9 protein-coding genes are annotated in these 13167 nt (G+C 41.7%); 8 read left to right on the plus strand and 1 reads right to left on the minus strand.

All coding sequences use genetic code 11. From position 1 onward, the window contains the following. Window positions 1-18: 18 nt before the first annotated feature. From AWM73_RS02685 to guaB, 5 genes are all read left to right on the plus strand, one after another. Window positions 19-657: a V-type ATP synthase subunit D gene (locus tag AWM73_RS02685; RefSeq protein WP_013669305.1), complete on the plus strand. Its 639-nt coding sequence runs from the start codon at window positions 19-21 to the stop codon at window positions 655-657. Window positions 658-858: 201 nt separating this feature from the next. Beyond that, entirely contained in the window at window positions 859-2505 is a 1647-nt protein-coding gene (locus tag AWM73_RS02690; protein WP_111818066.1) for an ABC transporter permease subunit, read from the plus strand. Further along, window positions 2495-3238 carry an amino acid ABC transporter ATP-binding protein gene (locus AWM73_RS02695; RefSeq protein ID WP_060777973.1) on the plus strand — a complete coding sequence of 248 codons (744 nt, stop codon included), beginning with the start codon at window positions 2495-2497 and terminating at the stop codon, window positions 3236-3238. Before AWM73_RS02690 ends, AWM73_RS02695 begins: the two co-directional genes overlap by 11 nt. Before the next feature lie 636 nt (window positions 3239-3874). Then, entirely contained in the window at window positions 3875-5446 is a 1572-nt protein-coding gene (locus AWM73_RS02700; protein WP_060777974.1) for a peptide chain release factor 3, read from the plus strand. A gap of 274 nt (window positions 5447-5720) precedes the next feature. Continuing rightward, window positions 5721-7202 (plus strand): IMP dehydrogenase, encoded by a 1482-nt coding sequence (gene guaB, locus AWM73_RS02705; RefSeq protein ID WP_060777975.1) that lies wholly within the window; start codon window positions 5721-5723, stop codon window positions 7200-7202. 108 nt (window positions 7203-7310) lie between these two features. Here the strand turns inward: guaB and AWM73_RS02710 are convergent, their stop codons facing one another. Continuing rightward, window positions 7311-9497, minus strand: coding sequence for an ATP-dependent Clp protease ATP-binding subunit (locus AWM73_RS02710; RefSeq protein WP_060777976.1), 2187 nt, complete (start codon window positions 9495-9497; stop codon window positions 7311-7313). 290 nt (window positions 9498-9787) lie between these two features. Here AWM73_RS02710 and AWM73_RS02715 point away from each other — a divergent pair, with 290 nt between their 5' ends. The 3 genes from AWM73_RS02715 to AWM73_RS02725 all read left to right on the plus strand — a co-directional run bounded on the left by AWM73_RS02715 (window position 9788) and on the right by AWM73_RS02725 (window position 13155). Beyond that, the gene (locus AWM73_RS02715) at window positions 9788-10054 is read left to right on the plus strand and encodes a phosphocarrier protein HPr (RefSeq protein WP_013668503.1); all 267 of its coding nucleotides are present in this window, start codon (window positions 9788-9790) and stop codon (window positions 10052-10054) included. Window position 10055: 1 nt separating this feature from the next. Next, window positions 10056-11780, plus strand: a complete 1725-nt coding sequence (gene ptsP / locus AWM73_RS02720) for a phosphoenolpyruvate--protein phosphotransferase (protein WP_060777977.1) — start codon at window positions 10056-10058, stop codon at window positions 11778-11780. A 166-nt stretch (window positions 11781-11946) separates the two neighbouring features. After that, window positions 11947-13155 (plus strand): glycosyltransferase, encoded by a 1209-nt coding sequence (locus tag AWM73_RS02725; RefSeq protein WP_060777978.1) that lies wholly within the window; start codon window positions 11947-11949, stop codon window positions 13153-13155. Window positions 13156-13167 lie beyond the last annotated feature (12 nt).

Below are 13167 nucleotides of genomic sequence, written 5' to 3' on the forward strand. Positions count from 1 at the left end.
AAGAAGGGGTGATATTTTATGGCAAATGCTTTAAATGTTAAGCCTACTCGGATGGAATTGCAAAAACTCCAAGGCAATCTTTCCATAGCAACTCGCGGCCATAAATTGTTAAAAGATAAGCAAGATGAGCTAATGCGTCAGTTTATTGACCTCATTCGAAAAAATAATGAGCTTCGTCAAGAGGTTGAAGCGGACCTATCCTTAGCTCTGGAAAACTTTGTGCTTGCATCTGCCCTGGTTAACGAGGCTTACATTGATGAATTAGTGGCCATACCTAGTCAGAGTGTGGAACTTGAAATTCGTCATGAAAATATTATGAGTGTCGATGTTCCTAAGATGAATTTCCACTATTCAGATGAATATCAAGAAGGTAAGGACCGTAACACTTATAGTTTCTTAAATACTGCTAGTGAGTTAGATGACGCGATTGCAACCTTAAATCAAGTCATGCCTAAGTTATTAGAACTCAGTGAAATTGAAAAGACCTGTCAGTTAATGGCTGACGATATTGAATCAACCAGACGACGGGTGAATGCCTTGGAATATCGGGTTATTCCTGATACCAAGGAAACGATCGCTTATATTCAAAGTAAATTAGAAGAGAATGAGCGGTCGACTAAGACCCGGATGATCAAAATTAAAGACATGAACGGGTAATAGTGATGAAGTCCCTGCTTTTGGTCTAGTTAGACCTAGCAGGGCTTTTTATTTGGATATTTTTTGCTATTCTTGAACTATGGACTTCCTTTGGTCTATAATAGAGAAATGTTCTATCAATAAGGGAGTAGAGAGCTTTGTGAATATTACTTTTATTTCTTATTTTAGAACCACTCAAATAGAAGATTGGAGCGAAGATATATGTCAAAGAGATTTGGAGCAGCGCTTTCTTTTCTCTTGTTAACCTTATCCCTTTTGGTTGGTTTAGCTAGTCCGCTAAGGGTAGATGCTGCTGAAAATCAGCCAAGGATTGAGGTTGATCAAGAAGCTCTTAACCAGGGATTAGAGACACCTGGTGTATTAAGAGTAGGGATGGAAGCAAATTATGCTCCCTATAATTGGAGTCAAACGACAGACGCTAATGGCGCCATCGAAATTTCTAATGCTAGCGGGGAATATGCTAATGGTTACGATGTGCAAATAGCCAAGCAAATTGCTGATGCTCTAGGGTTAAAGCTAGAAATCGTAAAGATGGAATGGGATGGTTTGCCACCTGCCTTACAATCAGCAAAAATTGATGCCATTGTAGCGGGGATGTCACCGACACCTGAACGGGAAAAACAAATCGATTTTACCGATGAATATTATGGCTCAGACATGGTTGTAGTGACCCTTAAGGACGGTCCTTATGCCAATGCCCAATCCATTAATGACTTTAATGGGGCCAAGGTAACTGCACAATTAAATACCTTCCACGTTGATTTACTCGATCAAATGCAAGGGATTGACAAACAAACCCCAATGGATTCTTTCCCGACTATGATCTCTTCCTTGCTAAGTAATAAGATTGATGCCTATATTTCAGACCGGCCTGGTGCCCTCTCAGCTGTCGCTGCTAATCCAGATTTAAAGATTGTTTCCTTTGAAGAAGGGAAAGGCTTTGATACGGGGGATATTGCTAACTGGTCATCCGTTGGGCTCCGCAAAGATTCGCCTTTAATGGAACCGATTAACCAAGCCTTAGCGACCATTCCAGATAAAGATCGGGAAAATCTGATGCAAGAAATGGTTGACTTAAATAATCGCGGCGAAGATATTGGCTTTTGGGGTGAAGTGGCCAGCATCTGGTCCACATACAAGGGCCAATTACTTAAAGGTGCTGCAACGACCATGTATATTGCCTTAATATCTACCCTTGTTGGTTTTTTAATTGGTTTATTGATTGCGATTTATCGGTCGATGCCAATTGCTGAAAGTAGCGGTATTGTATCTATTTTATACAAAGTTGTTGAATTCTTGATTACGGCTTATATTGAAGTCTTCCGGGGGACCCCAATGATGGTCCAAGCCATGATGATTTTCTATGGGTCGAAATTATTCCTAGGGATTGATATGAGTTCCATGTTCGCTGCCTTACTCATTGTTTCAGTGAATACCGGTGCCTATCTCGCTGAAGTTATCCGGGGTGGGATTATTGGTGTCGATGACGGCCAGTCAGAAGCTGCTAAAGCAATTGGGATGAACCACTTCCAAACCATGACCTATGTGGTTTTACCCCAAGCTATCCGTAGTATATTACCTGCTTTGGGTAATGAGTTTGTGATTAATATCAAGGACACCTCAGTCTTAAACGTCATTGCTGTTACTGAACTATTCTTTGTGTCCAAATCGGCAGCAGGGACTACCTATCTCACCTTCCAAACCTTCTTCATCACAGCGATTATTTACTTTGTACTAACCTTTACCACTACCCGTTTACTACGCTTGGTGGAAAGGAAGATGTCGGGAAGCGATACTTATACGGTTTATCAATCATCGACTAGTGAGGTGAATATTCATGAAAAATGAGATTTTAACAATTTCTCACTTAGAGAAGAAGTTTGGCGATAATTTGGTTTTAAAGGATATTGACTTTGCGGTTAGCCCTGGCGATGTTATCTCTATTATTGGTTCATCAGGATCAGGGAAGTCAACCTTATTACGCTGTATGAATTTGCTGGAACAACCCACTTCTGGTGATATTATCTACCATGGACAGTCTATCCTAGCTAAAAACTTTGATAAGAATAAATATCGGGCCAAGGTGGGTATGGTTTTCCAACAGTTCAACTTATTTAAGAATATGAATGTGCTGGAAAACTGTGTTATCGGCCAAGAAAAAATTCTGAAAAGAAATAAAAAAGAAGCTGAGAAAACCGCTTTGAAAAACCTAGAAAAAGTCGGTATGGCCCCTTACCGTGATGCCCGTCCTGATCAACTTTCCGGTGGGCAACAACAACGGGTCGCTATTGCCCGGGCCCTATCCATGGATCCGGAAATCTTACTCTTTGATGAACCGACCTCGGCTCTGGACCCGGAGATGGTCGGTGAGGTTCTAGGAACCATGACTGAACTCGCCAAAGAAGGCTTAACTATGATTGTGGTGACTCATGAAATGGCCTTTGCTCGTGATGTTTCTTCGCGGATTTGCTTTATGGACCAAGGGGTCATTGTTGAAGACGGGGAACCTGACCAAGTGATTAACCACCCTCAACATGAACGGACCAAGGCCTTCTTGTCACGCTATTTAGCAGAAAAATAAGATCTACTAGGAGCTGGGACTTGTTTCCAGCTCTTTTTAACACGAACTTAGAAAGAAAATGTGCTCCAGTCACAGGACGAACGTACGCTTCATATAGGGTGTGAGACTTGGCGTCTAGGCTTGGATGATTGGAGCAAGCCAGAATAAAAGCGAAAGATTCGCTTGTTTCTGACTTGTGAAATCACTCCAAGTCTTCCAAGTCGAACCCAACTAAAAATTGCCAACGCACAGACTAGCTGAGCTCGGAAGGGGCAGGGGATGTCCTTTCAGAAAAGTTGAACGATCAAGCAAGTTGAGTTCGAATGCCAGCCTTGAAGTCGCTTCAGAAAATTCCAACGCACAGACTAGCTGTGCTTATGGTATTTTCCTCCAGCGATTCAAGGCTTTGTTGGCATCCTCACATCCTTATAGTTGATCTTATCAACTTTTCCTCCAAGGAATCTCCCTCCCTGATCCTTCCTCACATCCTTATAGCTGTGCTTATGGTATTTTCCTCCAGCGATTTCGCCCTCTAATGTGACTGTCGCACTCTTTTTTTAAAGAAAACTTTCTTAGCTTTATGGGGTTATGATATGATAAATAAGCAAGTTTTTTACTAAACCATAGAAATAAGAACTCATAAAAAGGATGTCATGCATGAATAGAGCAGAAGAAGTAAAAAAAAGAAGGACCTTTGCCATTATTTCCCACCCCGATGCTGGGAAAACGACCATTACTGAACAATTACTCCTATATTCAGGAGCTATTCGTCAGGCAGGGACGGTTAAGGGGAAGAAAAGTGGTCACTTTGCCAAGTCTGACTGGATGAAGATTGAACAACAGCGTGGGATCTCAGTGACTAGTTCGGTCATGCAGGTGGACTACGACGGCTATCAAATTAACATTGTAGATACTCCGGGACACGAGGACTTTTCCGAGGATACCTATCGAACTCTTATGGCCGTGGATGCTGCAGTTATGGTGGTTGACTCCGGTAAGGGGATTGAGGCCCAAACCAAGAGATTGTTTGAAGTGGCTAGCCATCGGGGCATTCCGATTTTCACCTTTATGAATAAATTAGACCGTGATGGCCGTGAACCTATGGAACTGATTAGTGAACTAGAGGAAGTCTTAGGTATCGATGCCTATGCCATGAACTGGCCCATGGGAATGGGAAAGACCTACCAAGGAAACTACGATCTTTTTAATAATCGCTTAGAATTAACTCACCCTGAAGCTAATGGCGGTAATGATTTCTTACCTTTAAATGAAGCTGGTGAACTTGAGGGAAATTATGAAGTGAAAAATTCTCCTTGGTATGAGGAGGCCGTGGAGAATGCACAACTCTTAAATGAGGCTGGAAATCCTTTTGACGCTGAGGCTATCCAAGCTGGTAAGTTAACTCCGGTTTTCTTTGGTTCTGCCTTAACCGGTTTTGGCGTTCAAACTTTTTTAGACGCCTTTGTCGATTTTGCCCCCGCACCTCAAGCGGTCGAAACAGTGGAAGAGGACTTAGTCAACCCTCTCGATGAGCAATTAACCGGCTTTATCTTTAAGATTCAAGCTAACATGGATCCCCGACATCGTGACCGGATTGCCTTTGTGCGGATTTGCTCGGGTGAGTTTCATGAAGGCATGGATGTCACTGTAGCTAGAACGGATAAGAAGTTGAAGCTGAATAATACCACCCGCTTTATGGCCGATACTCGTGAACATGCCAGTTTAGCAGTGGCGGGAGATATTATTGGCCTTTATGATACCGGAAACTTTCAAATTGGAGACTCCATCTATTCAGGCAAGCACAAGGTAAGCTTTAAACCTCTTCCACAATTTACTCCGGAATTATTTATGAAAGTGAGTCCTAAGAATGTCATGAAGCAAAAATCCTTCCATAAGGGGATTAAACAACTGGTTGAAGAAGGGGCTATCCAACTTTATAAAACTTGGCACACCGAAGAGTATATCTTAGGGGCAGTGGGGCAACTCCAGTTCGAAGTCTTCCAGTACCGTTTGTTAAATGAATATAATTCAGAAGTAGAAATGACACCCCTGGGAAATAAAATTGCTCGTTGGATTTCCAAAGACCAACTGGATCCGTCCATGTCATCGAGTCGTAACTTGCTATGTAAAGACCGCTTCGACCAACCTGTCTTTCTCTTTGAAAACCAATTTGCCGAAAATTGGTTCCAACAAAAATATCCTGATGTGCAATTAGAATCCTTGTTATAGGAATCGAACAAGTGGCCTAAAAGGCAAAGGTAGTCCCAATAGGCTATTTATCAGCCTGTTAGTTTTTGAATAGTTGAACAGTTATAGTTAGTTCGTTAATGACCCTTTTTCACCAAAAACACTGAATTTTGGTGGAAAGGGGCTTTATTTTCTGTTAAATTGCTTATAAAGCGTATATTCAAATCGATATTTGCTAAAAATGTATGTATTTTTCCCTTTACTTGTGCTATATTAGGAATCAATATAAAATATCAAAAAAAGGAGTTTTGGCTTCATGAATCAATGGGAAAATAAATTTGTTAAAGAAGGACTAACATTTGATGACGTATTACTGATACCCCAAGCGAGTGATATTGTTCCTGACCAGGTCAATGTCAGTGTTCAATTAGCTGATAATATACGTTTAAACGTTCCGATACTCTCGGCAAGTATGGATACTGTAACTGAGTCAGAAATGGCCATCGCCTTGGCACGTTCAGGCGGTATGGGAGTTATCCATAAAAATATGACCATTGATGACCAAGCGGGTGAGGTTAGAAAGGTTAAACGCTCAGAAAGTGGTGTGATTACTAATCCCTTTTATCTTTATCCTGATAGTACTGTCAGAGAAGCAGAAGAATTAATGAGTCTTTACCACATTTCTGGTGTTCCCATTGTGGAAAGCCAAAGCTCCCATAAGCTAGTGGGGATTATTACTAACCGCGATAAACGTTTTGTTACTGATAGCTCGCGAAAAATTGCTGACTACATGACTAAGGATAATTTAGTCACTGCTCCTGTCGGTACCAGTTTAGAAGCGGCTGAAGAAATTTTACAAAGTCACCGGATTGAAAAGCTCCCCCTCGTCGATGAAGCGGGAAATCTGTCCGGCTTAATTACTTTTAAGGATTTAGCTAATGTCAGAAATTACCCCGACGCAGCTAAGGATGACAGTGGCCGTTTATTGTGTGCTGCAGCTGTGGGAGTGACTTCTGATACCTTCCGTCGGGTTCAAGCTTTAGCTGAAGCAGAAGTTGATGCTATTGTGATTGATACGGCTCATGGTCACTCTCAAGGCGTTTTGAATAAAATCAAGGAAGTCCGTCAATCCTATCCACATCTCACCATTATTGCTGGTAATGTGGCGACTGGTGAGGGAACGAGAGCGCTTTTTGAAGCAGGCGTGGACGTGGTTAAAGTAGGTATTGGACCGGGTTCTATTTGTACTACCCGGGTGGTTGCTGGAGTCGGAATGCCCCAACTAACTGCCATTTACGATGCAGCTCAAGTGGCTAATGAATTTGGTAAAACCATTATTGCCGATGGAGGTATCAAGTATTCTGGGGACATCGTGAAAGCCCTGGCAGCTGGTGGCCACGCAGTGATGCTAGGTTCCATGTTAGCGGGTACTGATGAAGCTCCTGGTGAAATGGAAATTTATCAAGGCAGACGCTTCAAGACATACCGTGGCATGGGGAGTATGGCTGCCATGAAAAAAGGGTCGGCCGACCGTTACTTCCAAGGTGAAGTGAATGAAGCCAATAAATTGGTGCCCGAAGGCATAGAAGGCCGGGTTTCCTATAAAGGGCCTGTTAGTGCTATCGTTTATCAAATGGTGGGTGGCTTACGGTCAGGAATGGGCTATTGCGGTGCCCACAATGTGGAAGACTTACGTCAAAATGGTCAATTTGTCCGCATCAGTTCGGCTGGACTCGTGGAATCTCATCCCCATGATGTTCAAATCACTAAGGAAGCCCCTAACTATTCACGCGGTTAAACCGGCTAAATCTTTGATTGATTAATCTTTTAATAAATATTCTATTAATTAGACAGACAAAAAGGAGTTGGGACAAATCCCAACTCCTTTTTAAAAAGAACTATTTGATCAATCGACGTCTGCTTCTTCAATGGCCTGACTATTTTCACTTTCATTAACAACAATGTTGCCAGAATCATCCACGGTAAAGTGGACATAGGAAATACTTGGGTCCTTTAAGTATAGGTCCGCAACTTGGTTTTCAATTTGTTCTTGGATGACCCGTCTTAATGGGCGGGCACCCAGTTTGGGGTCATAGCCTAGTTCAACAATAGCTTCTTTCACTTGGTCGTCAATGGCAATGCTGATTTTTTGTCCCTTGAGTAACTTGTTCATGCTGGTGAGCATGTGGTCGACAATTTGAATTAATTCTTCCTTGGTCAGCGGTTGGAATTCGATGATGCCGTCAAAACGGTTCATGAATTCAGGTTTAAAGTAATTATCCAATTGGTCCAAGACAGATTGGTTTTTTCCTTGTTGACTAGCGGCAAAACCGACGCTAGCTTCAACGTTACCTGTTCCGGCATTGGAAGTCATGATGATAAGGGTATCTTTAAAGGAAACCGTCCGACCTTGTGCATCAGTAAGTCGACCGTCTTCCATGATTTGTAGGAAGAGGTTGAGAACATCAGGGTGGGCCTTCTCCACTTCATCTAAGAGAATGAGGGAATAAGGTTGCCGTCTGACTTGCTCAGTTAATTGGCCAGCTTCGTCATAGCCGACATAGCCGGGTGGTGAACCGATCATCTTAGAGACACTGTGTTTTTCCATGTATTCAGACATGTCAAAGCGGATCATGGCTTCTTCACTACCAAAGAGTTGCTTAGCAAGCTGACGGGCTAATTCTGTCTTGCCGACACCTGTTGGCCCCACAAATAGGAAGGAAGCAATAGGTTTATTACCTGGGTGGAAACCCACACGGTTACGGCGGATTGCTGCTGATACTTTTTCGACAGCAGGATCTTGGCCGATAATTGTCTCCTTGAGTTCATCCTCAAGTTGCAATAAATTGCTTTGTTCTTGGTCTTGTAACTGGCCAACGGGGATACCGGTTTTAGCTTCCACTAATTTTTCGATGTCTTCGACGGTGATCGTTGGGACTTGTTCAACAACAGCTTCATTATTAGCGGCCATATCCTTATACTTCTTTAATTGGTCGCGGTAATAGGCTGCCTTCTCATAGTCTTCAGCATCGGTAGCCATTTCCTTTAATTTTTCTAATTCTTGAATCTGATCTTCTAAGGCCTCCTTATCCAAGAAGGGAATGGTTAAGTTTTTCTTGGAGCCCGCTTCATCAAGTAGGTCGATGGCCTTATCAGGTAATTGTCGGTCTTGGATATAACGATTAGACAGGGTAACCGTTGCTTCTAAGGCTTGGTCAGTAAAGTGAACATGGTGGAATTTTTGGTATTGGTCGGCTAGGCCCTTGATAATAGTGATGGCTTCTTCTACCGAAGGTTCATCCACTTGAACTGGTTGTAAGCGGCGAGCCAGAGCGCCATCTTTTTCGATACGACGGAATTCATTTAAGGTTGTTGCTCCGACTAATTGCATTTCACCCCGAGCCAAGGCAGGTTTTAAGATATTGCCAGCATCCATTGATGAATTATCGGCTGTTCCTGCCCCCACGATTTCATGGATTTCATCAATAAATAGAATGATTGATTGATTTGAGCTGACTTCTTTGATTAGGGCTTGCATTTTTTCTTCAAATTGGCCCCGAACCCCAGTCCCTTGGACTAGAGAAGCCACATCTAAACTAATAACTTCTTTATTTTGTAGCTTTTCAGGAACTTCTTTAGCTACTATTTTTTGGGCTAAACCTTCTACAACTGCCGTCTTACCAACACCGGCTTCTCCGATGAGGACAGGATTATTTTTGGTTCGACGGTTAAGAATTTCGATCACCCGATTTATTTCTTGGTCACGGCCAATTACCGGGTCGTACTTGCCTTGGCGAGCTAACTCTGTCATGTTGGTTCCATAATTAGCTAATAAGCTATTTCCTTGACCATCATTAGGATGGTGTGGGGGTTCTTGGCCGCTATTATTGGAGCCTCTATCTTGCATTTGTCTAAGTAGTTCATAGAGATTTCCCCATGAACTATTGTCATTATTACTTTTTCCAGCTTGAGATTGGTTGCGAATAATCTCTGCATAGCAGGGTTGGCAAAGGTTAATGGCCTGCCTTTGTCCATTAATATTCGCATACATATGAATGGCAGCTTCGCGTTGGTTACAACGTTGGCATTTCAATAGTGCCACGCTCCTTTCTTAAGAAATTGGCCAATATTTTTAATATACATATATTGTAAAAACACCTTTTTGATAAACATTGACCTTCAATTGTTATTATACATTGACCATGTTTGACATTCAAGTCATAAAGCTTGTTTTCCCATGCTAAAGCCAAGGAGAATTTAATTAAGTAGTTGTCACCATGCTTAAAAAATGGTACATTATTAATGTAACGGTTTTCTTTTCTTTTAAGCGATAGTTGGGAAAGTCGTCAAATTACGTAGATTTAAAAAAAGGAGATTATAATAATGAAAACTCAAGACTTTAATATTACTGCAGAAACTGGTATCCATGCTCGTCCAGCAACCTTACTTGTGCAAACTGCAAGCAAATTTAAATCTGATATTAACTTAGAATATAAAGGTAAATCTGTTAACTTGAAATCCATCATGGGTGTAATGTCCTTAGGAGTAGGCCAAGGTGCAGATGTAACCATCTCTGTTGAAGGTGAAGATGAAGAAGAAGCAATGGCAGCTATCCAAGAAACCATGAAAAGTGAAGGGTTGTCAGAATAACATGGAAAAGTTGAAAGGAATTGGGGCTAGTGATGGTTACGCCATTGCTAAGGCCTTTCTTTTGGAACAACCTGACTTATCCTTTGAAGAAGGAAAAGTAGAAGATGCTGATGCGGAAATTGAACGCTTAACTAAGGCTATTGATGATAGTCGTATTGAGATTGCTAAGATTAAAGTGATTGCTCAAGAACGTCTATCTGAAGAAGAAGCAGGCGTTTTTGATGCGCATTTACAAATGCTAGATGACCCAGAAATGATCGCGACTTACCAACAAAAAATCAAAGATGAAAATCTTGATGCTCAAACTGCTGTGCGCCAAACGGCTGATGGCTTTATTGCTATCTTCAAGGCCATGGAAGATAATCCTTATATGCAAGAACGTGCAGCGGATATTAAAGATGTTACCGATCGCCTTATCGCGCATTTAATTGGTGCAAAAATTCCTAACTTGAGTTTAATTGATGATGATGCAATTGTTATTGCTCCTGATTTAACTCCGAGTGATACGGCACAATTAAACAAATATGTTAAAGGATTTGTTACTGATATTGGAGGACGGACATCCCACTCAGCAATTATGGCTCGTAGCTTAGAAGTTGCTGCTGTTGTTGGGACCACTTCTGCTTCTGAAGCGGTTAGTGATGGTGACTTAGTCATCGTCGACGGTTTTGAAGGGGAAGTTTTAATTAATCCAGACCAAGCCACTGTTGATAGCTATAAGGACAAAGCTAAGGCTTATCAAAAACAAAAACTTGAATGGGAAAGCTTAAAAGATGCGGATTCTCTAACTAAAGATGGTAAACAGTTTGAAATTGTTGCCAATATCGGTTCACCAAAAGACTTACCTGGTGTCCATGAAAATGGGGCTGAAGGTGTGGGACTTTATCGGACAGAGTTCCTCTATATGGATTCAGACCACTTCCCAACTGAAGAAGAACAATTTGAAGCTTATAAGGAAGTTTTAGAATCTCTTAATGGTAAGAATGTGGTTATCCGGACTATGGATATTGGTGGGGATAAGAAACTCCCTTATTTACCCTTACCAGAAGAGTTGAATCCTTTCTTGGGCTACCGTGCTATCCGGATTTGCTTAAGAGAAACGGATATGTTCCGGACCCAATTACGGGCACTCCTACGTGCTTCTGCTTATGGGAAATTAAGTATTATGTTCCCAATGGTAGCTACCTTAGAAGAATGGCGTCAAGCTAAAGCCTTATATGAGGAAGAACGTCAAAAATTAATTGACGAAGGCGTTAAAGTTGCTGACAATATTCAAGTGGGGATTATGATCGAAATTCCAGCAGCAGCTGTTTTAGCTGATCAATTTGCCAAAGAAGTTGACTTCTTTAGTATTGGAACCAACGACTTGATCCAATACACCATGGCTGCTGACCGGATGAATAATAATATCTCTTACCTCTACCAACCCTATAATCCAGCCGTTCTACGCCTGATTAACTATGTGATTCAAGCTAGTCACAAAGAAGGTAAATGGACCGGTATGTGTGGGGAAGTAGCTGGTGACCAAACTGCTATCCCACTCCTTGTTGGTATGGGCTTAGATGAATTCTCTATGAGCGCAACTTCAATTCTTAAATCGCGTTCCTTAATGGCTCGCTTAGATTCTAAGGAATGTGAAGAATTAGCTCACAAAGCCATGAATGAAAAGACCAGTTCAGAAGAAGTGGCCGAAATGGTTCATGACTATGTCTCTAAGTTAGACTAAAAAAATAAACTGATTAAGTGCTGGTAATGAATACTGCCTTCAGTGAAGGAGAGTGATTCAATCATACCAGCACTTTTTTTCTTGGATTGGTATTCACTCTGACCTGTGCTAAAATAAAAGTACTTTGCACAACTTAATAGTAGATGATAAATGAGGGGAGAGGAAAATGAAGATCGGCTTTTTTACGGATACTTATTTTCCACAAACTAGTGGGGTGGCTAGCTCAATTCAGACCTTAAGAGAAGAATTGACCAAGGCCGGCCACCAAGTTTATATTTTCACCACCACAGATCCTAAGGTAAAAGAGGATCAAGCGGAAGAAGGAATATTTAGGTACGAATCCATTCCCTTTCTCTTTTTTAAAGAACGTCGGGTGGCAGTGACGACTTTGCGACCGATTTATAAAAAGGCCAAAGAACTAGACTTAGACATTATCCATACCCATACCGAATTTACCATGGGAATTTTTGGCGTCATGGTAGCCCACCGTTTGCGCTTACCAATTGTGCATACTTATCACACCTGGTATGAAAATTACCTGCATTATATCTTAAATGGTCACTTAGTGCCTAAGGCGGCGGTTAAGTCCTATACCCGTTATTTTTGTCAATTAGCCAATACGGTTATTGCCCCTAGCCAAATGATCCGCCAAGTTTTACAGGAATACGGTGTTGAGCGCCCGATTGAAGTTATTCCGTCCGGTGTCCGTTTCTCAAAGCAGCTAGCAGAGACAGACCGCCAACAATTGAAGGATGAGCTGGGGCTTGAGGATGACCAGCTGGTTCTTATCACGGTTAACCGAATTGCCCAAGAAAAGAATTTAGACAGCTTAATTCAGCAGATGGCTAAGCTTCTGGAACTTATCCCCCAGGCTCGGCTCTTGATAGTCGGTGATGGGCCGGAAAAAGACCACCTAATGGCCCTTAGCCAAGAACTTAAGATAAATCATGCAGTTATTTTTACTGGGATGGTTCCCCATGAAGAAATTAACGGCTATTATCAAATCGCTGATATTTATGTGAATTTATCCGTGACTGAGACCCAGGGAATTACCTTTATCGAGGCCATTGGCAATCATCTGCCTATCGTGGCTATGAAGAATGACTATTTACTTAACTTAAATCGGACAGCTCCGATTGGTAAATTACTCGACCAGGTTGACCAGTTCAGCCAGGCGGTGCTTACCTTAGCAGAGTCAACTTCTGAAAATTGTCAAGCCTTTAAGCATTTAGAGCAGGAAATTTCTGCCCAGACTTTTTATGAACGGGTCCATGCCTTGTATACTTCTTTAATAAGAAAGCAAGAAAGTCAGATGGAAGATGATGATACTAGCTTTTTTGAGAAAATTTCCGAAAATATCTGGCCCTTTCAATAATTTTTCCTTTTC

The organism is Aerococcus urinae, from assembly GCF_001543175.1.
Lineage (GTDB): Bacteria > Bacillota > Bacilli > Lactobacillales > Aerococcaceae > Aerococcus > Aerococcus urinae.

Excerpts from the sequence above, each read along its gene's own strand:
- AWM73_RS02715 (WP_013668503.1), top strand. The coding sequence starts at position 9,788 with ATGAAAACTCAAGACTTTAATATTACTGCAGAAACTGGTATCCATGCT.
- AWM73_RS02725 (WP_060777978.1), top strand. The coding sequence starts at position 11,947 with ATGAAGATCGGCTTTTTTACGGATACTTATTTTCCACAAACTAGTGGG.
- AWM73_RS02690 (WP_111818066.1), top strand. The coding sequence starts at position 859 with ATGTCAAAGAGATTTGGAGCAGCGCTTTCTTTTCTCTTGTTAACCTTA.
- AWM73_RS02695 (WP_060777973.1), top strand. The coding sequence starts at position 2,495 with ATGAAAAATGAGATTTTAACAATTTCTCACTTAGAGAAGAAGTTTGGC.
- AWM73_RS02700 (WP_060777974.1), top strand. The coding sequence starts at position 3,875 with ATGAATAGAGCAGAAGAAGTAAAAAAAAGAAGGACCTTTGCCATTATT.
- AWM73_RS02685 (WP_013669305.1), top strand. The coding sequence starts at position 19 with ATGGCAAATGCTTTAAATGTTAAGCCTACTCGGATGGAATTGCAAAAA.
- ptsP (WP_060777977.1), top strand. The coding sequence starts at position 10,056 with ATGGAAAAGTTGAAAGGAATTGGGGCTAGTGATGGTTACGCCATTGCT.
- guaB (WP_060777975.1), top strand. The coding sequence starts at position 5,721 with ATGAATCAATGGGAAAATAAATTTGTTAAAGAAGGACTAACATTTGAT.